19 protein-coding genes are annotated in these 20,804 nt (G+C 69.8%); 6 read left to right on the top strand and 13 right to left on the bottom strand.

Going from position 1 to position 20,804, the window contains the following annotated elements:
- Positions 1–162: 162 nt before the first annotated feature.
- Entirely contained in the window at positions 163–816 is a 654-nt protein-coding gene (locus tag OG504_RS47860; RefSeq protein ID WP_405995446.1) for a pyridoxal 5'-phosphate synthase, read from the top strand.
- A gap of 76 nt (positions 817–892) precedes the next feature.
- Here OG504_RS47860 and OG504_RS47855 read toward each other — a convergent pair whose 3' ends face one another.
- The 3 genes from OG504_RS47855 to OG504_RS47845 form a co-directional block, all read right to left on the bottom strand.
- Entirely contained in the window at positions 893–1,798 is a 906-nt protein-coding gene (locus OG504_RS47855; protein WP_405995445.1) for a universal stress protein, read from the bottom strand.
- Positions 1,799–1,928: 130 nt separating this feature from the next.
- Positions 1,929–2,330, bottom strand: a complete 402-nt coding sequence (locus OG504_RS47850) for a PPOX class F420-dependent oxidoreductase (protein WP_405995444.1) — start codon at positions 2,328–2,330, stop codon at positions 1,929–1,931.
- 33 nt (positions 2,331–2,363) lie between these two features.
- A complete protein-coding gene (locus OG504_RS47845; protein ID WP_405995443.1) occupies positions 2,364–2,966 on the bottom strand; it encodes a TetR/AcrR family transcriptional regulator in 603 nt (200 codons plus the stop codon).
- Between the two features lie 131 nt (positions 2,967–3,097).
- On the opposite strand from OG504_RS47845, the gene OG504_RS47840 reads away from it, so the two are divergent.
- Entirely contained in the window at positions 3,098–4,039 is a 942-nt protein-coding gene (locus OG504_RS47840; RefSeq protein ID WP_405995442.1) for an oxidoreductase, read from the top strand.
- A gap of 140 nt (positions 4,040–4,179) precedes the next feature.
- Here the strand turns inward: OG504_RS47840 and OG504_RS47835 are convergent, their stop codons facing one another.
- The 5 genes from OG504_RS47835 to OG504_RS47815 all read right to left on the bottom strand — a co-directional run bounded on the left by OG504_RS47835 (position 4,180) and on the right by OG504_RS47815 (position 8,597).
- Complete coding sequence (locus tag OG504_RS47835) at positions 4,180–4,422, bottom strand: DUF397 domain-containing protein (protein WP_019057879.1); 243 nt, start codon at positions 4,420–4,422, stop codon at positions 4,180–4,182.
- A gap of 82 nt (positions 4,423–4,504) precedes the next feature.
- Positions 4,505–5,671: a thiolase domain-containing protein gene (locus OG504_RS47830; RefSeq protein WP_019057880.1), complete on the bottom strand. Its 1,167-nt coding sequence runs from the start codon at positions 5,669–5,671 to the stop codon at positions 4,505–4,507.
- On the bottom strand, positions 5,668–6,732 hold the full coding sequence (locus OG504_RS47825) for a thiolase domain-containing protein (RefSeq protein ID WP_405995441.1): 1,065 nt from the start codon (positions 6,730–6,732) through the stop codon (positions 5,668–5,670). Before OG504_RS47825 ends, OG504_RS47830 begins: the two co-directional genes overlap by 4 nt.
- Positions 6,732–7,682 (bottom strand): Zn-ribbon domain-containing OB-fold protein, encoded by a 951-nt coding sequence (locus tag OG504_RS47820; protein WP_405995440.1) that lies wholly within the window; start codon positions 7,680–7,682, stop codon positions 6,732–6,734. The genes OG504_RS47825 and OG504_RS47820 overlap by 1 nt, the downstream gene beginning before the upstream one ends.
- A 114-nt stretch (positions 7,683–7,796) precedes the next feature.
- Positions 7,797–8,597: a crotonase/enoyl-CoA hydratase family protein gene (locus tag OG504_RS47815; RefSeq protein ID WP_405995439.1), complete on the bottom strand. Its 801-nt coding sequence runs from the start codon at positions 8,595–8,597 to the stop codon at positions 7,797–7,799.
- Positions 8,598–8,764: 167 nt separating this feature from the next.
- Here OG504_RS47815 and OG504_RS47810 point away from each other — a divergent pair, with 167 nt between their 5' ends.
- Positions 8,765–10,384, top strand: coding sequence for an acyl-CoA synthetase (locus tag OG504_RS47810; RefSeq protein ID WP_405995438.1), 1,620 nt, complete (start codon positions 8,765–8,767; stop codon positions 10,382–10,384).
- Positions 10,385–11,391: 1,007 nt separating this feature from the next.
- Positions 11,392–12,981 (top strand): sulfatase, encoded by a 1,590-nt coding sequence (locus OG504_RS47805; RefSeq protein ID WP_405995437.1) that lies wholly within the window; start codon positions 11,392–11,394, stop codon positions 12,979–12,981.
- Here the strand turns inward: OG504_RS47805 and OG504_RS47800 are convergent.
- Positions 12,959–13,711 (bottom strand): alpha/beta fold hydrolase, encoded by a 753-nt coding sequence (locus OG504_RS47800; RefSeq protein ID WP_405995436.1) that lies wholly within the window; start codon positions 13,709–13,711, stop codon positions 12,959–12,961. The genes OG504_RS47805 and OG504_RS47800 overlap by 23 nt on opposite strands.
- A 37-nt stretch (positions 13,712–13,748) precedes the next feature.
- Positions 13,749–14,612 carry an alpha/beta fold hydrolase gene (locus tag OG504_RS47795; RefSeq protein ID WP_405995435.1) on the bottom strand — a complete coding sequence of 288 codons (864 nt, stop codon included), beginning with the start codon at positions 14,610–14,612 and terminating at the stop codon, positions 13,749–13,751.
- A 270-nt stretch (positions 14,613–14,882) separates the two neighbouring features.
- Here OG504_RS47795 and paaK point away from each other — a divergent pair, with 270 nt between their 5' ends.
- Positions 14,883–16,181, top strand: a complete 1,299-nt coding sequence (gene paaK, locus OG504_RS47790) for a phenylacetate--CoA ligase PaaK (protein WP_405995434.1) — start codon at positions 14,883–14,885, stop codon at positions 16,179–16,181.
- Positions 16,182–16,221: 40 nt separating this feature from the next.
- Here paaK and OG504_RS47785 read toward each other — a convergent pair whose 3' ends face one another.
- Positions 16,222–17,007 (bottom strand): amidohydrolase family protein, encoded by a 786-nt coding sequence (locus tag OG504_RS47785; RefSeq protein WP_405995433.1) that lies wholly within the window; start codon positions 17,005–17,007, stop codon positions 16,222–16,224.
- Positions 17,008–17,112: 105 nt separating this feature from the next.
- Here OG504_RS47785 and OG504_RS47780 point away from each other — a divergent pair, with 105 nt between their 5' ends.
- Positions 17,113–17,520 (top strand): MerR family transcriptional regulator, encoded by a 408-nt coding sequence (locus tag OG504_RS47780; RefSeq protein WP_405995432.1) that lies wholly within the window; start codon positions 17,113–17,115, stop codon positions 17,518–17,520.
- A 6-nt stretch (positions 17,521–17,526) separates the two neighbouring features.
- On the opposite strand, the gene OG504_RS47775 is transcribed toward OG504_RS47780, so the two are convergent.
- Entirely contained in the window at positions 17,527–19,023 is a 1,497-nt protein-coding gene (locus tag OG504_RS47775; protein WP_405995431.1) for an acyl-CoA synthetase, read from the bottom strand.
- Positions 19,024–19,156: 133 nt separating this feature from the next.
- Positions 19,157–20,707 (bottom strand): acyl-CoA synthetase, encoded by a 1,551-nt coding sequence (locus OG504_RS47770; RefSeq protein ID WP_405995430.1) that lies wholly within the window; start codon positions 20,705–20,707, stop codon positions 19,157–19,159.
- Between the last annotated feature and the right edge of the window lie 97 nt (positions 20,708–20,804).

Genomic DNA, 20,804 nt, shown 5'->3' with positions numbered 1-20,804 from the left:
CGCTTCCCGGAGGTCGCGCGACCCGGTAGTCGACGAAGGCGTACCGGCCGGTTCTCCTGGGTCGCCGGTGACGGCGGAGGCGCGGCCCCCGCTTGATCGAATCCCGCCCGAGACAGACGATGGGATCACTGCTCTGCCCCTCAGGCTCGGAGGCGAACGTCGATGAAGGATCTACGGCAACTGCTGCGCGACATCGAGGTATTCGCCGGTGAACTGCCGATCTTCGACCCCCTGTTGGCCCCGGACACCCCGTCCGAGCTGTTCACCGAGTGGCTGCTGGGGGCGCTGGAGGCCGGGGTGCGCGAGCCGCACGCGATGACGGTCTCGACAGCGGGCGCCGACGGCAATCCGACGGCAAGGACCTTGATCCTCAAGGGCGTTGGGCCCGACGGCTGGCGGTTCGCGTCGGACGGCGGCAGCGTCAAGGCCCGCGATCTCGCCCGACGGCCGTTCGCCGCCCTGACGTTCTACTGGTCGCCGCTCGCCCGCCAGATCCGCGTGCGCGGTCCCGTCGTGGCGGCGGGCGCCGAGGACAGCGCGGCGGACTTCCTGGCCCGGAGCACCGGCGCCCGCGCGGAGGCCCTCGTCGGCCGCCAGTCACAGCCCCTCGTGGACCTCGCCGAACGGGACGCGGCGGTGAAGGAGTCACTGGAGCGTCTTGAGGACGAGCCCGACCTCGTGGCCCCGGGCTGGACTCTGCACACCGTGCGGCCCGAGTCGGTCGAGTTCTGGCAGGGCGACAAGGAACGTCGGCACACGCGGCTCGTGTATGTCCGCGAGGGCGAGGGGTGGCGCAAGCAGTTGCTGTGGCCGTGATCGCCGACCTGCTTGCCGATACGGCACCTACGGCGTGACACCGCCGAGCAAGTCGCCGTAGAAACAAGGGACTTGCTCACTCCTCCAACGGCTTCGGCGGCACCACCGCCACCGGGCTCGTCGCGTGCAGCAGGACTGCCTGGGTGACCGAGCCGAGGAGTCGGGCCGGGGACAGCAGGCGGCGGCGGTGGCGGCCCACGACGACGAGGTCGGCGTCCTTGGAGGCGGCGACGAGGTGGCCGGCCGCGTCGCCCGGGGCGACGTACGGCTCGGTGGGGACGTCCGGGTGGTGTTCGCGGTGCGGGGCGAGGAGCGCCTCGGTGAGGGTGCGGGTCTCGTTCTCGATGGCGTCCTGGTCGATGACCGGCGGGACGAGTTCGCCGGGGGAGGCCCAGACCTGCGGCGGCCACGGGTAGGCGGCGACGACCTGGAGGCGGGCTCCGCGCAGGGCGGCCTCGGCGAAGGCGAAGGAGAGGGTGGTCTCGTCGGGGCTGTCCACGTGCAGACCGACGACCACGCGGGGTCCGGGTTCGGCCGGAATCCCGCCATGGACCTCGCGGCCAGGCTGGGGCACCACGACGACGGGGCAGTCGGCGTCGCGGGCGGCGGCCATGCCGTTCGAGCCGAGCAGCAGACTGGCGAAGCCGCCGCGGCCACGCGAGCCGAGCACCAACAGCTGCGCTGTGGAACCGAGTTCGGGCAGTACGGCGCCCGGTGCGCCCTGCAGCCCGAGGTACTCCATGACCGGCCGGTCGGCACGCCCTTCGACGTACGTACGGACCTGGTCGAGCACCTCGTCCTCGTCCGGCTCCGGTGGTCCGGCGACCAGGACGCCGGGCGGTGTCCACGCGGCGGCGTACTGCCACACGTGAACGACCCGCAACGGCGCCCCGCGTCCACGGGCCGCGTCGAGGGCCCAGTCCAGGGCGCGCAGGCTGTCGTCCGAACCGTCGACCGCCGCGATGACCGGCAGGGTGCTCATGGGGTTCCTCACCTCCGGAGTAACGGGACCTTCCCTCTCCGGGGCCAGCCTGGCTCAGGCACCGGCTCCGGAAGGGTTCTCACGGTCGCGTGTCCGGAAAATCGCGTGGGACACCCTTCCGGAGCGGCGGTTATTGCCGGACGGCGATGGCGACGAGTCGGCGTTCGCGGCGGAGGACCCGGTCGAGGAGGTGCACCAGGCGGTACATGAAGAAGCGTCGCCTCATCATCTCCTCGACGCGGGCGGTCTCCGCGGGATCCAGGAGCCGGGCGGTCGCCCGCACCGCGGGTACGCCGGCGGGGACGGTGCCCTTCATGTTGCAGGGGGCGATGGTCACTTGAGGGTTGTTGCGGATCCGCTTGACCTTCCCGGTGTCCGGCGGTGTCAGGGCGTAGAGGGTGCCGTCCCGTACGAGGCCGCCGACGGGGGTGGGGACGGCCTGGCCGTTGCGGCGGAAGGTGGTCAGGCTGACGTGACTGCCTCCGCCGATGCGGTCGAGGGCCTGGTCGAAGTCGCTGCGCGGGGTGGTCATGCGGGTCTCCAGAGCTAGCGGGCTTTCCGGGGGCTAGCGGGTTCTCCCGCCGGCGAGGGCACGGGCGGTCCGCGCGGCCTGTTCCTCGACGGAGGACCGGGTGTTCCAGGGGTCGGGCAGCATGTCCTGCTGCTGGAACAGGGCCAGACCGTGGGCTGCCGCGGCGATCTGGACGAGCAGGTCGAACGCCTCGTCCGGGTCGGGGGCGATCCGGCTGGTGACGGGCATCAGATCGTCGTGCAAAGCACCACCCGCCGCGGCCAGTTCGGGGTGCCGGCTCTTGTCGAGGCCCGCCAGGAAGGTGATGTCGAAGAGGGCGCGCTCCTCGGCGGCGAACCGTACATAGGCGGTCGCGAAGGCCGCCAACTGCTCGACCGGATCCGCGTGCGCGGCGAGCGCGGTGCGGTAGCGGCGCCGCTGCTCCTGGTAGCCCTTCAGAGCCAGCGAGGCCAGCAGTGCCTCCCGGTCGCTGAAGTGCTTGTAGGGGGCCGACACGCTCACCCCGGCCCTCCGGCAGGCCTCGGCGAGCGTGAACCCGTGCGGGCCGCGCTCGCCGACCAGGGCGAGGGCCGCCTCCTCCAGCGCGTTGCGCAGATCTCCGTGATGGGTGCCGGTGGGGCGCCGTTTGACTGCCATGGCACCAAGGTTAACACTATTCACCATAGGTAAATGGCGTTCACCTATGAGGACGAACAGACGGGCAGGCAGGCAGGCCACGGTCGCCCTCTCGCGGCCGCCGAGTCCCCGTACGACTTCTGGAGGAACCAATGACCGGATCAAAGCCCGCAGCGCACTGGACGGCCCGGGACATCCCCGACCAGCACGGCCGTACCGCCGTGATCACAGGTGCCAACACCGGCATCGGGTTCGAGACAGCCAAGGCCCTCGCCCTGCGCGGGGCAGCAGTCGTCCTGGCCGTTCGGGACACCGACAAGGGCAAGCGCGCGGCGGAGGAAATCACTCTCGCCGTGCCCACGGCGCGGGTGCACGTCCAGCGACTCGACCTGAGTTCACTCGCCTCGGTCCGCGAGACGGCTGGGGAACTACAAGATAGCCACGCCCGGATCGACATGCTGATCAACAACGCCGGCGTGATGTACACCCCGTACCGGACGACCTCGGACGGCTACGAGCTCCAGTTCGGAACCAACCACCTGGGCCACTTCGCCCTGACCGGGCTCCTGTTGGACCTGTTGCCGGCCTCGCCCGCCTCCCGCGTCGTCACGGTCAGCAGTGCGGGCCACCGCATGGGCGGCCCCATCGATCTCGACGATCTCGACTGGCGCAGGCGCCCGTACGACCGGACCGCCGCGTACGGGCACTCCAAGCTGGCCAACCTGCTGTTCACCTACGAGCTCGACCGCAGACTGCCGACCGGCGGGCCACTGGCCGTCGCCGCGCATCCCGGCGGCGCCGACACCGCCGGTTCCCGGAGCGCGATGTCGCACTCCTCCGCCCTCACCCGCGCGGCCTTCGCGGCGGTCCGGCCGCTGCTCCTGCAGTCCCCCGAGAGGGGAGCACTGCCTGTGCTGCGCGCCGCGACCGACCCGGACGTACGGGGCGGTGAGTACTACGGCCCCCGCGGATTCCAGCAGAGCAAGGGGTACCCCAAGGTGGTCCGCTCCAGCCCGCAGTCGTACGACACGTCGCTGCAACGCCGTCTGTGGGCGCTCTCCCAGGACATGACCGGCGTCGAGTTTCCCGCGTAGGGCCTCGCAGGCAGCGCATGGAAACCGACCGGGGACAGCCGCGTGCGGCACGCAGCCCGGCCGCCACCCTCACGAGTGAAGGCCGGGCTGAAGACGCCTGTGCGCACTTCCCCCGATGACTCGCCGGGGAACTCTCACCGTCAGGTGAGGTCGAACTCCCCTTCCCGCGCCCCCGACACGAACGCGCCCCATTCCGCGGGCGTGAAGATCAAGGAAGGGCTTTCCGGGCGGCCGCTGTTGCGCATCGCGATGAATCCCTCGACAAAAGCGATCTGGACATCCCCCAGTCCACGGCTGCCTGAGTGCCAATCGGCGTCACTGAGGTCCAGCTCCGGCTTGTCCCAGCCCGCAAGCGGGTGCTGCTGGATGGTGCTCTCGGCCACGTCCGTGCTCCTCCCGATTCGTCGTCCGCGGCCAGCCTAGCGATCGGTTTCTGATGCCAACAGGCCACGTGAGGGGGACCTTTCAGGAGGCGGGGGGTTCGCTGCCCACGAGCCACATCGAGAAGAACTGCGATCCGCCGCCATAGGCGTGCCCGAGAACCCGCCGAGCCCCCTCCACCTGGTGTTCTCCGGCCTGCCCGCGAACCTGGAGGGCGGCCTCCGCAAAGCGGATCATGCCCGAGGCGCCGATCGGATTGGTGGAAAGCACACCACCTGACATGTTCACGGGAAGATCGCCGTCCAGCTCGGTCACCCCGGATTCGGTGAGTTTCCACCCCTCCCCCTCCTCGGCGAATCCGAGATTCTCCAGCCACATGGGCTCGTACCAGGAGAACGGCACATACATCTCCACCGCGTCGATGTCCCGGCGCGGATCGGCGATGCCCGCCTGCCGGTACACATCGGCCGCGCAGTCCTTTCCGGCCTGCGGCGACACACAGTCCTTTCCGGCGAACAGTGTGGGTTCGCTACGCATGGCGCCCCCATGCATCCAGGCCGCCGGACGTGGTGCGCGAGCCGCTCCCGCCCGGTCGGTGAGTACCATCGCGCAGGCACCGTCCGAGGACGGACAGGTCTCCGAATACCGGATCGGGTCCCACAGCATCGGCGAGGCCTGGACCTTCTCCAGCGTGATGTCGTGCTCGTGGAGATGCGCGTACGGGTTCTTCAGCGCGTTGCGCCGATCCTTGTACGCCACCAGCGAGCCGACGGTGTCGGGCGCTCCGGTCCGCCGCATATAGGCACGCACATGCGGCGCGAAGAACCCGCCCGCACCGGCGAGCAACGGCTGCTGGAAGGGAATCGGCAGGGAAAGCCCCCACATGGCGTTCGACTCGGACTGCTTCTCGAAGGCCAGCGTGAGGACAGTGCCGTGCACCCGGGCGGCAACGAGATTCGCGGCGACCAGCGCGGTCGACCCGCCCACCGACCCGGCGGTGTGCACCCGCAGCATGGGCTTCCCCACGGCGCCCAGCGCGTCGGCGAGATAGAGCTCGGGCATCATGACGCCCTCGAAGAAGTCGGGCGCCTTCCCGATGACCACGGCGTCGATGTCGGCCCACGTCAACTCGGCGTCGTCCAGCGCCCGTTGAGCCGCCTCCCGCACCAGCCCGGCAATCGACACGTCCCGCCGCGCGGCGACATGCTTGGTCTGGCCGATCCCTACGACGGCCACGGGCTCCTTGCTCATCGCGGATCCCCTTCGAGTACGGCGACCAGGTTCTGTTGCAGACAGGGACCGGAGGTGGCGTGCGCGAGGGCCCGGTCGGACTCGCCCCGGTGAATACGGGCAGCGGCCTCGCCGATACGGATGAGCCCGGCGGCCATGACGGGATTGGCGGCGAGGGCACCCCCGGACGGATTGACGCGCACGTCGTCACCGAGGCGCAGCGCCTTGCGCAGGACGACCTCCTGCGCGGTGAACGGCGCATGCAACTCGGCGGTGTCGACGGCCCGTTCGAAAGCGCCGGCCTTCTCGGCGGCGAGCCGCGTGGACGGTGAGTCGGTCAACTCCCGTACGCCCAGCCCATGCGCTTCGATGCGGTGGTCAATCCCCCTGATCCAGGCGGGCCGTTGGCACAACTCACGGGCCCGGTCCCCGGCCGCGAGGATCACGGCGGCGGCGCCGTCACCGACCGGCGGACAGTCGCCGGTGCGCAGCGGTCGTACGACATAGTCGCCCTGCGGCACCGAACCCCTCACCTGCGCATGGGAGTTGGCGCTCGCGTCGGTCCGGCTGCGGGCCGCGACGGCGGCGAGGGCGGGTTCGTCGGTGTCGCCCGCGTCGATGAGGGCCTGGGCCTGGAGGGCGGCCAGGGCGACGGAGTCCGGCCAGAGGGGGGCGACGTAGTACGGGTCCAACTGCCGGGTCAGGACGTCGCGTACGGAGCCGGGGGACGACTTGCCGTACGAGTAGACGAGCGCGGTGTCGGCGTCGCCGGTGAGCAATTTGACCCAGGCCTCGTAGAGCGCCCAGGCGCCGTCCATCTCCACGTGCGACTCGGAGATCGGCGGCCAGGCGCCGACGCCGTCGAGGGCGAGGGTGAAGGAGAAGGCGCGGCCGGCGAGGTAGTCGCTGGAGCCGGAGCAGGTGAAGTCGATGTCGGCGGTCTTGAGGCCGGTCTGTTCGAGGACCCCGTGCAGGACCGGCATCAGCATCTCCACCTCGGAGAGCTCGTCGGTGGTGCGCCGGTGGTCGGTCTGCGCGAAGGCGACGACGGCGATCTCCCGCATCGCAGCAGCTCCTTGCATCACAGCAGCTCCTTGTAGACGTCGTAGTCCGCGTCGGGTTCGCCGGTCGGCCGGTAGTGGTCCGGATAGCGCCCGCCCTCGCTCCACACCGCCTCGACACGCAACCCCATGCGCACCTGGTCGTACGGGATCCCGCCGATGCGTCCGTGCAGCGCGAGGTCGGCGCCGTCCAGGGCGATGTGCGCGTAGACGTACGGCACCTCGATGTCGAGGTTCTTCGCCTTGATGTTGACGATGCAGAACGTGGTGACGGTGCCGCGCGGCCCCACTTCGACGTGCTCCGATGTGGCGACCCCACATGTGGGGCACGCACCCCTCGGCGGGACGTACACCTTGTGGCAGGAGGGGCAGCGTTCGCCGACGGTGCGTTGCCCGGAGAGCGCACGGATGTAGTCGGTCTGGGCACGCCCGGGCGAGTAGACGTAGTCCAGGCGGGCGGGGGCCACGATGCCGGTGACCATGTCCTCGAACTCACCACTGTGGGCGGAGGGTTGATGCCCCTCTTGGCCTTCGCTCTCGTACGGCTCGAAGCAGGCGATGTCGGTGATGGCGCCGGTACGTTCCTCGGCCCAGCGAACACGCACGCGCATACCGGTGCGGACGGCGTCGGGGCCGGAGGCGTCGAGGGCATGCAGGAGGGCGGTGTCCGCACCGTCGAGGCGAACCAGCACCCAGGCGAAGGGGGTGTCGAGCGGCTGGCCGCGCCGGGGGTCATGGTTCCAGGCCCAGGTGGTGACCGTACCGATCGCGCCGACCTCGACGAGATCGCGGATCTCCTCGGCGGTAACGGGGTCGTACTCGACGGGAGGGACAAGGGTCCGGCCATCGCTGGTCTTCACCCCGAGGACTACGCGCTCGCGCAGCCCGGTGAGGAACGCGCTCTGAACGGGGCCAAGGGATCGGGTGAAGGGAAATTCGAGGACGAGGGGAGCTTTAAGCACTTCAGTCACGACACTCTCCTAACTGAACAGTTGGGCCCCCGCATCCCCACCCGGGGGCGCGGGGAACTGCGCGACCAGCCACAACGAACCCGCAGACATGAACTAACCGACCCAACGGAGCACCTACGCCCGCCGATAAACAGCCGCCCGCTTCTCCGCAAAGGCACGGGCCCCTTCCTTCGCATCGGCGGTATCGAAGATCGGCCAGCCGCGCTTGAGTTCGGCGGCAAGCCCCTCCGTCTCGGTCATCTCGGCGCTCTCATACACCGACGCCTTGACCGCCTCGACCGCCAACGGCCCACACCCATTCACGAGTTCGGCAATCTCCAGGGCCTTGTCGAGAGCTGCGCCGTCGGGAACGACATGTCCGACCAGACCGACGTCCGCCGCCTCCCGCGCGCTGTACGGCCGCCCGGTGAGCAACATCTCCAGCGCATGCGTACGCGGAATCTGCCGCTGAAGCCGCACAGTTGACCCCCCGATCGGGAACAACCCACGCTTCACCTCGAACAACCCAAAGGTCGCCGACTCCCCCGCGACCCGAATATCGGTGCCCTGCAAGATCTCCGTACCGCCGGCCACGCAGTACCCCTCAACCGCGGCGATCACCGGCTTCCGCGGCCGGTGATGCCGCAGCATCGCCTTCCAGTGCAGATCCGGATCAGCCGTGAGCCGATCCCGATACCGCTGCCCTTCCATCCCCTTGCCGGCCAGCGCCTTGAGGTCCATGCCCGCGCAGAACGCACCCCCCGCCCCGGTCAGCACGATCGAGCGAATCGCGTCGTCCGCGTCTGCCTCGACCCAGCCGTCGTACAGCCCGACCAGCATCGGCAACGAGAGCGCGTTCTTGGCCTCGGGCCTGTTGAGCGTGAGCACCAGCGTGGCGCCCTCGCGCCGCACGGTCAGGTGTTCCGTACCGCTCATGGTCGTCCTCCCGTCGCCGTACCGCCTCCGGAACGAGAACAGGTTGCAGGAGCCGCCCTGCCAGTACAAGGGGTTTCTGACACTCAGTCAGATTTCTTCTGCGCGGACCCTTCACAGTTGCCGCGCCCTTTGCTCTGATGACCGGCGAACCGACGTCAGGAGGAGTGGTGGAGTACAACATTGCCGACCTGTTCGAGTCGGTCGTCGACGTGGTCCCGGACCGCGAGGCGCTCGTGTACATCGACCACCCGGGCACGGGCGCGGAACGCCGCCTGACCTACGCGGAGTTGGACACGGCCGCGAACCGTGTCGCCCATCACCTGATCGACACCGGGATACGCCCGGGTGAGCATCTCGGGCTCCATCTCTACAACGGCGTCGAGTACTTGCAGACGGTGCTGGGCTGCCTCAAGGCGCGGGTCGTACCGGTCAACGTCAACTACCGCTACGTAGAAGAGGAGTTGGTGTACCTCTACCGGGACGCCGATCTCGTGGCGCTGGTCTTCGACACGGAGTTCACCGAGCGGGTGGCGGCCGCACTGCCGCGTGCGGAGCAACTCCGGCACCTGGTACGGGTGGGAGCGGCGCCGGAGGACGGGCCGGACGTGTCCGCCGTGGACTTCACGGACGCCGAAGCCGCCGGGTCTCCCGAGCGCGGGTTCCCGGCGCGGTCGGCGGACGACCAGTTCATCATCTACACCGGCGGCACGACCGGGATGCCCAAGGGTGTGATGTGGCGCCAGGAGGACCTGTTCTTCTCGGGGCTCGGTGGCGGCGCGCCGACCGGTGAGCCGGTCAAGACACCCGAGGAGTTGGCCGAGCGGGTCGCGGCCGGCGGGGCGGGGATCACGTTCTTCCCCACTCCCCCGCTGATGCACGGCACCTCCACGCTGACTGCGTTCATCGGCTTCAACTTCGGTCAACGCATCGTGATCCACCGGAAGTTCGTGCCGGAGGAGGTGCTGCGGACCATCGAGAAGGAGAAGGTCACCAGCATGTCCCTGGTCGGCGACGCGATGCTGCGCCCGCTGATCGACGCGCTCAACGGGCCCATGAAAGGCACCGATTGCTCGTCCATGTTCAGCGTGTCGTCCTCGGGCGCGATCATGTCGGAGACGGTGCGCAGGCAGTTCCAGGAGCTGCTCCCGAACACGATGCTGCTGAACAACTACGGTTCGTCCGAGTCGGGCTTCAACGGCACGGCGACGGCCGACTCCGGGGCCGGGAAGTCGTTCCGCATCCGCGTCAACTCCCGTACCCAGGTGGTAGATCCGGCTACGCACGAGCCGGTCGCCGTCGGTGAGATCGGCCGGGTCGCCCAGTGCGGTCACGTACCGCTCGGCTACTACAACGACGTGAGGAAAACCGCCGAGACCTTCTTCGAGAAGAACGGCCAGCGGTGGGTCCTGCTCGGCGACATGGCGACCGTGGACGAGGAGGGCGTCGTCACGGTCCTCGGCCGTGGCTCGCAGTGCATCAACACCGGTGGGGAGAAGGTGTATCCGGAGGAGGTCGAGCAGGCGCTGAAGTCGCATCCGGACGTCTACGACGCACTGGTGGCCGGGGTGCCGGACGCGAAGTGGGGCAACCATGTCGCCGCCGTCGTACAACTGCGCCCGGGTGCGGAACGGCCGTCGCTGGACGAGATCCAGACGCACTGTCGCACCCATCTCGCCGGCTACAAGATCCCGCGCCAGTTGGTGATCGCGGACTCCATCCAGCGGTCGCCGAGCGGCAAGGCGGACTACCGGTGGGCGCGGGAGGTGGCGGTCTCCGCAGATCAGTGAGTCAACAGTGGGTCAACGCGCAGGCCGGATTGAACTGACGGTAGCGTGCGGCCGTACTGGTGGTGACGGATGTGGTGGCCCGGGCCAGGTCCGCCATGCCGTCACCGGGCTCAGCACGGAAGGACGTTCGGGTGCCGCTCTTCACTCGCTCTCACCCATCGGCGCAGCAGAAAGCCACCGGGGAGACCGACCCGACAGCGGCGACGGAGGCCGCGGAATCGCCCGAACCACAGGAGCCACCCGAGCCACGCACATCGGTCGAGGCAACCGAGGCAACCGAGGCACGGGAATCGACTGACGCGACCGGGTCGACGGAGTCGGCTGAGGCGACCGACCCGGGTGAAACGGCCGACGCGACCGAGGCAGCTGCCCGAGCCGATGCGGCTGACTCGGCTGACCTGGCCGACGCGACCAACGCGGCTGGCTCCGCCGACGCGGACAGTTCGTCCGACGCCCCCGAGTCGGCCAAGCCCGCCGAGCCTGCTGAATCCGCCGCGTCCGCAGGGTCCGACGAGCCCGCTGAGCACGCACGGTCCGCTAAGCCGGCCGACTCCGCCCAGCGCGCCGAGCCCGTACAGCCCAGCGAGGTCGCAGAGTCCGTCGAGCACGCTGACTCCACCGCGCCTGCCGAACCCGGCGAGTCCGCAGCGCCCGCGGAGTCCACGACGCCCAGCGAATCCTCACATTCCGGCAACTCCGCGGAATCCGCAGACCTCGCAGAGTCCGCCGAACCCGGCGAGAGCGCAAAGACCGGCGGCCCAGCAGAATCCTCCGCGCCCGGCGATTCTGCGGAGTCCGCTGCACCCGCCGAGTCCGCTGACCCCGCAGAGTCCACCGCACCCGCCGAGACCAGTGACTCTGCAAAGTCCGCTGCGTCCGCTGAGCCCGCGGAGTCCGCCGCGCCCACCGACCCAACCGACCCCACCGAGCGATCGTCCCAACTCCCCCTCCGTGCCGGTCTGTTCGGCTGGCGCCGCCGTTACCCCCGCACCGCACGTGCCGTAGGGGTGGGTACCAGCGTGCTGGCCGGAACGCTGCTGCTCGTCGCGCTGGTCGTGCCCGACCGGCTCGACCGGATGACGTTCCAGTCGTTCCTCCGGCTGCCCGTGGAGCTGATCGTCCTCGCGGTCGTGCTTCTCGCGCTGCCGTCGCGGGCCCGGCGGATCACCGCCGTCGTGCTGGGTGCGTTCGTCGGGCTGTCCACCGTCCTGAAGTGCCTCGACATGGGCTTCTACGAGACCCTGGCGCGGCCGTTCGACCTGGTCTTCGACTGGGTCCTGCTGAGCGACGCGGCGGACTGGATGAAGGACTCGTTCGGTCACTCGGGCGAGGTGCTCGCGATCATCGGCGTGATCGTCCTGCTCATCGCCGTGCTCGCGGGCAGCGCGCTCGCGATGGTGCGGCTGGCGGATGTGATGGCCAGGCACCGCCCCACGGCCGTACGCACCACACTTGTCCTCGGTGTCGTGTGGATCATGTGCTTCACCCTGAGCGTGCAGGTCGGCGGTGTCACGCTCGCCACCAAGGGCTACAGCCAGTTCCTCACCAACCGTGTGAAGTACGTCCGCGAGGGTCTCGGTGACGCCGACGTCTTCAAGAAGCAGCTCACCGTCGACGCCTTCGCGAAGACCCCGCCCAACCAACTGCTCACCGGACTCCGCGGCAAGGACGTGCTGTTCACCTTCATCGAGAGCTACGGCCGGGTCGCCCTCGACGACCCGACGATGGCACCGGAGATGGACAAGACGCTCACGGCGGGCGACGCCCGGCTCAAGGCGGCCGGCTTCTCGTCGCGCAGCGCGTGGCTCAGGTCGCCCGTGACCGGCGCCGGCAGCTGGCTCGCCCACTCGACGTTCCTGTCCGGCCTGTGGATCAAGAACCAGCAGCGGTACCGGACGGTTACCACGAGCACCCGCGCGACCCTCACCAGCTACTTCCAGAAGACCGGCGCCTGGCGCACGGTCGGCATCGTCCCCGGTGTGCGCAAGTCCTGGCCCGAGGGCAAGTACTTCGGCCTCGACAACATCTACGACTCCACGCACCTCGGCTACAACGGCCCGTACTTCAGCTGGACGCCGGTGCCGGACCAGTTCAGCCTGGAGTCCTTCGAGAAGCTGGAGTACGGCAAGAAGAACCGCGACCCGATCATGGCGGAGATCATCCTGGCCTCCAGCCACAACCCCTGGTCGCCCATCGCCCACACGATCCCCTGGAACCAGCTCGGCGACGGCACGATCTTCAACCAGATCAAGAAGGAGGGCACGAACCCGACGGAGGTCTGGAAGAGCGCGAAGCGCGTGCGGACCGAGTACCGCAAGGCCATCCAGTACTCCGTGGACAGCCTGACCCAGTGGGTCCAGCGCTACGGCAACAAGAACACCGTGCTCGTCTTCCTCGGCGACCACCAGCCCGTCCCGACGGTCACCGGGGGCACCGCCGACCGGGACGTGCCGATCACCATCGTGGCCCACGACCCGAAGGTGCTGGACAAGATCTCCAGTTGGGGCTGGACGGACGGCCTCAAGCCCGCCGACAGCGCACCGGTGCTGGGCATGGACAAGTTCCGGGACCGCTTCATGACGGCCTACGCGAAGTGACCTGCTCCCCAACCAGGAACGCCACCACGACGGCGAGGAACTCCTCCGGCCGGTTCTCGTGCACGAGATGTCCGGCGTCGACGGTCACCAGCCGCGCGTCGGGGATCCGTTCGGCGACCACGACGACCCGGTCCTGAGGAACTCCACTGGTGGGACCACCCGCAATCACCAGCGTGGGCATGGTGATCCGCCCCATGTGGTCCCACCACATGGGGTCGGGGTCGTTCGCTCTGGCGTCGGTGGCCTCGATCATGGCCCAGTCGAACGACAGCTCCCCCGCAGGTCGTTCGGTGGGCGGCCGGGGCGGGTCGAAGGCGATGGGCGCGGGCACATCCTCCAGAACGAGCCGCCGTACGACGTCGGGCGCCTCCTGCGCGAGCAGATACGCGACGATGCCGCCGAGGGAGTGCCCGATGACGTCGACGCGTTCGACACCGAGGGCGGTGAGAAGGGCGAGCATGTCGTCCCGCATCGACTCGTAGGCGTACGCCTCCGCCGTGGCCCCCGGTTCGGTACCGGGCCAGTCGCTGGTTCCGTGGCCGCGCAGGTCGGGGGCGTACACGCGGTACGGGACGGCTCCGGTGGCGAGCCGCTCGGCGATCGGCGTCCAGTCGGTCCCGTCTGCGCCCCGGCTGTGGAGCAGGAGGACGGGCGGCGCCCCTTCGGGGCCCCAGGCGCGGTAGGCGAGGGTGATGCCGTTCGCCTTGACGGTGCGGATCTCGGTGTCCATACCGGGAACGTAGCCGGTGGGCCGCCGGGCCATCCGCCTACTCTGCCGAGGGCAGAGACCCGCCGCTCCCCTCGAGGAACGCGGTGACACGGCGCACGAACCACTCCGGGTCGTCGAGCCACGGGTAGTGCCCGGCGCCCGGCTGGACCGCCGACTCGGCGTTGCGGAAGACGTCGGCGGCGCGGCGGGCGAGGCCGGGCCGGGGGCCGCCGTCCAGCTCGCCCGCGAGGACCAGGACGGGTGCGGGCAGGTCCGCGAGGGCGGCCCGGGTGGCGGGCGGGTCGAAGGCGCCTTCGGAGAAGTACAGGTCGGCGGCCTCGTCGTTGCACTGCTCGTCGGCGAGCGCGGAGTGTCTCTCGGCGGCGGCATCCCAACGGCCGTAGAAGAAGGGCTCGAAGACCGGGTCGAAGTCCTCCGTGCCCGCGAGCCATGCCTCGAACGCCGGGTACGCGGCCTCGAACCACGGCTCGCCCTTCCGCAGCCGCGCGGCAGCGAGCCGGTCCTCGACCGTGGCCGGCATGTCCAGCGCCCACGGGGTGGCGGTGATGAGCGCCAGCCGTGCCACTCGCTCGGGGTACCGGGCCGCGTACAGCATCGCGAGACTGCCGCCCGCCGAGTGCGCGAGCAGGTCCATGTGGTCCAACGCCATGTGGGCACGCAACACTTCGACGTCATCGACCAACCGGTCGCAGCGGTACGACCTCCGGCGGGCCGGCACCGCGGAGTCGCCGGTGCCCCGGAGGTCGAGCAGGATCAGCCGACGGTGTGCGGCCAGTCCGCCCAGGTCGCCGAGGTAGGCGGAGGCCTGCATGGGCCCTCCGGGCAGGACGACCAGCGGCTCGCCCTCGCCCCGGACGTGGTAGGCGAGTTCGGTGCCGTCGGTGGCGGTGAAGGTCGGCATGCGGCTGATCCTCACCGCCAACCGCGCCCCGACGCAAGGCAGTTCCTCACGTCCTCGGAGGGCGATGGGGCGACAGGTCAGCGCCGCGTCGACGATCTGCCCGGTGGAGGCGTCCGCGATCCGGCGCGTGGCCATGCTGCCGGGCGACGCGTCGAGAAAGTGGGGGCAGACCTCTTGCCCCGGTGGGCGGTTGGCTGGATTACTGATCCCACACACATCGACCGAATGATCGGTCGCCCGAAATAGCATGATTTACGGAGGAGTGCGCCGATGGCGGACGCGGCGGAGCTGCTCGACTCGGGGGAACAGCTCGACCAACACGCACTCAGGACACTGCAGTTGGAGCGGCTACGGGCCTCCCTCCGGCACGCCTACGCGAACGTGCCCTTCTACCGTCGGTCCTTCGACTCGGCCGGAATCCACCCGGACGACTGCCGTGCGCTCTCCGACCTCGCCCTCTTCCCGTTCACCACCAAGCTGGACCTGCGCGACAACTACCCGTACGGCATGTTCGCCGTCCCCGAGGACCGTATCCGCCGCATCCACGCGTCGAGCGGCACCACCGGACGCCCCACAGTGGTCGGCTACACAGAGAACGACCTTTCCATGTGGGCGGACGTGGTGGCTCGTTCCATCCGCGCGGCAGGCGGACGGCCCGGCGACAAGGTGCATGTGGCGTACGGCTATGGGCTGTTCACCGGTGGTCTGGGCGCCCACTATGGTGCCGAGCGACTGGGTTGTACGGTCATCCCCGCGTCCGGCGGTATGACGGCCCGCCAGGTGCAGATCATCCAGGACTTCAAGCCCGAGATCATCATGGTCACCCCGTCCTACATGCTCACCCTCCTCGACGAGTTCGAGCGGCAAGGGGTGGATCCGCGCGGTACCTCCCTGCGGGTCGGCATCTTCGGGGCGGAACCCTGGGCCGAGCAGATGCGGCTGGAGATCGAGGCGCGGTTCGCGATCGACGCGGTCGACATCTACGGGCTGTCGGAGGTGATCGGTCCGGGTGTCGCGCAGGAGTGCGTGGAGACGAAGGACGGGCTGCACATCTGGGAGGACCACTTCTTCCCCGAGGTCGTCGATCCGATCACGGGTGAAGTCCTACCGGAAGGCGAGAAGGGCGAGTTGGTGTTCACCTCCCTCACCAAGGAGGCCATGCCGGTGATCCGTTACCGCACCCGGGACCTGACCCGCCTCCTCCCCGGCACCGCCCGACCGGCCTTCCGGCGCATGGAGAAGGTCACCGGCCGCAGTGACGACATGGTGATCCTGCGCGGGGTGAACCTCTTCCCCACTCAGATCGAGGAGATCGTCCTGCGCACCGCGGGTGTCGCACCCCACTTCCAGCTCCGGCTCACCCGTGAGGGCCGCCTCGACGCCCTCACGGTACGGGCCGAGGCGCGCCCCGACGCCGGCCCCGAGACCCGGGACGCGGCGGCCCGCGCCATCACCACGGCCGTGAAGGACGGCATCGGCGTCTCCGTGGCGGTCGAGATCGTGGAACCGGAGTCACTGGAGCGCAGCGTGGGCAAGATCCGGCGCATCGTGGACCTGCGAACGCCCTGAGGCGACTCTCCCGCCCCAAGTCCCCGCCGGAAACGTGCAGTTACCCCAGCCGCAGCAACTCCGCCAGGTTCCCGCCCAGCACCCGGTCACGCACCTCGCCCGGAGACGTGACCCGTTCCACCGTCGTGCGCGCGACGACCGGGTCTCCGTAGGGCGCGTCGGAGCCGAAGAAGGTGCGGGTGGGGAGTTCACGGATGGCGAGGCGGACGGCGAAGACGATGTTCGCGGTGGCGAGTTCGAGGTGGAGGTTGGGGGTGGCGCGGGCGAGTTCGATGGCCACCATCCAGTGGGCTCCGGCCAGTTGGCTGATGACCAGCGGCACCTTCGGGTGGCGGGCGGCCAGTTCGGCGAGTGTGCGGACGTCCGCCGCAGTCGTGGGCGCGGCACCGTGCACGACCACGGGGAGTCCGGTGTGGTCGCGCGCCGCACGGAGCACCGGTTCGACGAGGGCCGCCCGGTCCGGGGGCAGGGTGAGTTCCCCGATGCCGTACAGCCCGCGGCCGGTCACGTCGCGCTCCACCCGGGCCGCCGTCTCGGCGTCGGGGCGGCCGAGGGGGACGGAGCCGAAGCCGAGGAAGCGGTCGGGGTGTGCGGCGAGGGCACCGTCCAACTCCCGTAGCGCCAGGGCGAATCCGTCGTCGTCGGAACCACCGGCCAACGCCCGTTCCAGGGCGCCCATTTCGTGGTGGAGGGAGTCCAGGTCGGTGGCCCGTTCCGGGTGCGCTCGGGTGGGGAACAGTACCGTGCGGCGCACGCCCGCGGCGTCGAGCGACGACAGGTGGGCATCGAGCGGGTCGTGGACATGGCTGTGGGCGTCGAGAATCATGTGCGCTCCCTGAGCGGGCCGGCCGCCCGGCGGAATGCGGGCGGCGGGAGCCAGTGTTGATCCCTGACACCGTTGGAAGGTCAAGTCGGAAAGGGGTTCGCGCCGGTGCTGATCGGGGAGCTGGCCGAGCGGACGGGTACCAGCGAGCGACTGCTGCGCCATTACGAACGGGCGGAGCTGCTACGACCCGCACGGCTTCCCAACGGCTATAGGGAGTACGCCGATTCGGACACCGCCGCCGTGCTGCGCATCCGCGCGCTCCTCGCTGCCGGGCTGCCCACCCGGGTCATCCGGCACGTACTGCCCTGCACCACGGACGGGGCCGCAGTGCAGCCCTGCCCGGGTGTACTCGACGCTCTGCGTGCCCAGTTGAACGACCTCGACCGCCGAGCCGCCGACCTCGCCGCGGCACGCGAGGTGTTGAAGGACACGATCGCGGGAGCGGAGGCCCGCACGGCCCCGACACCCACCCCGGCCTCGGGTCCCGGGGAGAACGTTCGGGCTCCCGGGTGAGACCGCTCAGTCGCCGAGCCGCTCCCGCAACTCCCGCTTGAGGATCTTTCCGCTGGCGTTGCGCGGCAGCTCGTCCACGAACACGACCCGCTTCGGCGCCTTGAAGTGGGGGAGCTTCTCCCGTGCGTGGTCAATGAGTTGGGCCTCGGTGACCTCGCCGCGCGGGACGACGACCGCGGTGACGGCCTCGATCCAGCGGTCGTCGGGGAGGCCGATCACGGCGACCTCGGCGACGCCCTCGTGGGTGTAGAGCACGTCCTCGACCTGGCGTGAAGCGACCAGTACGCCACCGGAGTTGATGACGTCCTTCACCCGGTCGACGACGGTGAAGAAGCCGTGCGGGTCCCGTACCGCCAAGTCGCCGGAGTGGAACCAGCCGTCACGGAAAGCGGCGGCGGTCTCCTCGGGCTTGTCCCAGTAGCCCTCGCACAACTGCGGTGAGCGGTAGACGACTTCGCCGGACGTTCCGTCGGGTACGTCCTTGCCGTCCTCGTCGACCACACGCGCGTCCACGAACAGGACGGGACGGCCGCAGGAGTCCAGTCGCCCCTTGTGCTCATCGGGGCCCAGGACCATGGACAGCGGGCCGATCTCGCTCTGCCCGAAGCAGTTGTAGAACGCCAGCTTGGAGAGCCGTTCGCGCAGCCGCTCCAGGACGGGCACCGGCATGATCGACGCGCCGTAGTACGCCTTGCGCAGCCCGCTCAGGTCACGGGTCGCGAAGTCGGGCCGGTTCGCCAGGCCGATCCACACGGTGGGCGGGGCGAACAGACTGTCCACGCGCCCGGCCTCGATCAGGCCGAAGAGCCGGTCCCCGTCGGGCGCGTCGAGGATGATGTTCGTCGCCCCGACAGCGAGGTACGGCAGCAGGAAGACGTGCATCTGCGCCGAGTGGTACAGCGGCAACGAGTGCGCCGGCCGGTCCCCCGCGCTCAGGTCCAGAGCGGTGATCGCGCTCAAGTACTCGTGCACCAGGGCCCGGTGACTCATCATCGCGCCCTTGGGCAGCGCGGTCGTACCCGAGGTGTAGAGCAACTGCACCAGGTCGTCGGTGCGCGGCTCGGGCCCGTCGTACGGCGACGCCGACGCGAGCCGGTCCAGCAGCGAGCCGTCCGCGTCCCGCAGGAACAACGTCCTTACGCCGTCGGGGAGTTGACCGGCGAGGTCCGGGTCGGTGAGCACCAGCGTGCTGCCGGACTGGCCGACGATGTACGCCAGGTCGTCGCCGGTGAGGTTCTGGTTGACCGGCACGTGCACCAAGCCCGCGCGGGCGCAGGCCAGGAAGCCGATCAGATAGGCGTCGGAGTTGTGGCCGTAGGAGCCGACCCGGTCGCCCGGCGCCAGGCCCTGGTCGAGGAGCACGCTCGCCGCACGGGAGACGGCGTCGTCGAGTTCCTCGTACGTCCAGGAGCGCTCGCCGTAGTCCACCGCCACCCGTGCGGGAGTGCGCCGGGCGCTGCGTCGCAGTACCCCGTCAACCGTGCTGCCGTGTCCGGGCGTCATGACACATGATCCTCGGGCCGCCACCCGGGCAGGTCAAGCGGGCTGGTCGGGGTGGTCGGGTGGGCCCGCCCCACATGGGCCGAGACCACATGAGTCGGGACCACACCCTTCCCCCTCCCAAGTGCCTAAGCACTTACACGGGCCGCGTCCGCCCCTCCCAGTACGGATCCCGCAGCCGCCGCTTGTACAGCTTGCCGTTGGGGTCGCGGGGCATCTCGGTGATGAAGTCGATGCTCTTGGGCCGTTTGTAGCCGGCTAGTTGCTCGGCGCAGTGGTCGAGGAGGGCGGTGGCGAGGGCCGGTCCCGGCTCGTGGCCGGGGGACGGTTCGACGACGGCCTTGACCTCCTCGCCCCACTCGTCGTGCGGGATGCCGAAGGCGGCGGCGTCGGCGACGGCGGGGTGGGCGAGGAGCGCGGACTCGATCTCGGCCGGGTAGATGTTGACGCCACCCGAGATGATCATGTCGATCTTGCGGTCGCGCAGGAAGAGATAGCCGTCCTCGTCGAGGAAACCGAGGTCGCCGACGGTGAAGAAGTCACCGATGCGGTTCTTCTTCGTCTTGGCCTCGTCCTTGTGGTAGGCGAAGCCGCCGGTGCTCATCTTCATGTACACCGTGCCGAGTTCACCGGGCGGGAGCCGGTTGCCGTCGTCGTCGAAGACCGCGAGTTCACTGATGGGCCAGGCCTTGCCGACCGTGCCGGGCTTCTTCAGCCAGTCCTCGGCGGTCGCGAAGGCACCGCCGCCCTCGCTGGCCGCGTAGTACTCCTCCACACTGTGGCCCCACCAGTCGATCATCGCCCGCTTCACATGGTCGGGGCACGGGGCGGCGCCGTGGATGGCGTGCCGCATGGACGAGACGTCGTAGCGCGCCCGTACGTCCTCCGGTAGGGCGAGGAGGCGGTGGAACTGGGTCGGGACCATGTGGGTGTGGGTGCATTTCTCGCGGTCGATGAGGCGGAGCATCTCCTCCGGGGTCCACTTGTCCATCAGGACCAGGCGGTGCCCTATGTGCAGGCTCGCGCCCGCGAACTGGAGGACGGCCGTGTGGTAGAGCGGTGAGCAGACCAGGTGCACGTTGTCGTCGAACGGCCTGATGCCGAAGATGCCGAGGAACCCGCCGAGGTACGCCGACTCGGGCGGCCTGCCCGGCAGGGGGCGGCGGATGCCGCGGGGGCGGCCGGTGGTGCCCGAGGTGTAGTTCATGACCCAGCCGAGGGTGCGGTCCTCGGGCGCCGACTCCGGTTGTCCGTCGAGGAGTTCGGCGTACGGCCGGAAGCTGTCGACCGTGCCGACCGCGTACCGGTGGGTGGCGGGCAGGCCGGCCTCGTCGGCGGCCTGGCGGGCGGGCTCGGCGAAGCGTTCGTGCGCGATGAGCACCTTGGCGCCGGAGTCGGCGACGATCCAGGCGATCTCTGGTGCGACGAAGTGGTGGTTGACGGGGACGAGGTAGAACCCGGCCTGGGTGGCGGCCAGATGGGCCGTGAAGAACTCCACGCCGTTGGGCAGCACGACCGCGAAGGCGTCGCCGCGTTCGAGCCCGGCGGCGCGCAGACCGTGGACGAGCTGGTTGGCGGCGGCGTGCAGCCGACCGGCCGTCCACACCTCGCCGTCGGGAGCGACCAGGACCTCACGGTCGGGGTCCTGAGCGGCCTGGGCCCAGAAACCGGCGGGGGGTGTGCTCACGCCCTGTGTGGCAGCGCCCTGTGTGGCAGCGCCCTGTGTGGCAGCGCCCTGTGTCGTCTCCCCACGTGTGGTCTCACCTTGTGTGCCCGCACCACCT

This window comes from Streptomyces sp. NBC_00986 (genome assembly GCF_045162565.1).
Lineage (GTDB): Bacteria > Actinomycetota > Actinomycetes > Streptomycetales > Streptomycetaceae > Streptomyces.
The sequence above is the reverse complement of the archived record's forward strand: the minus strand, read 5'-3'. Positions and strand labels throughout refer to the sequence as shown.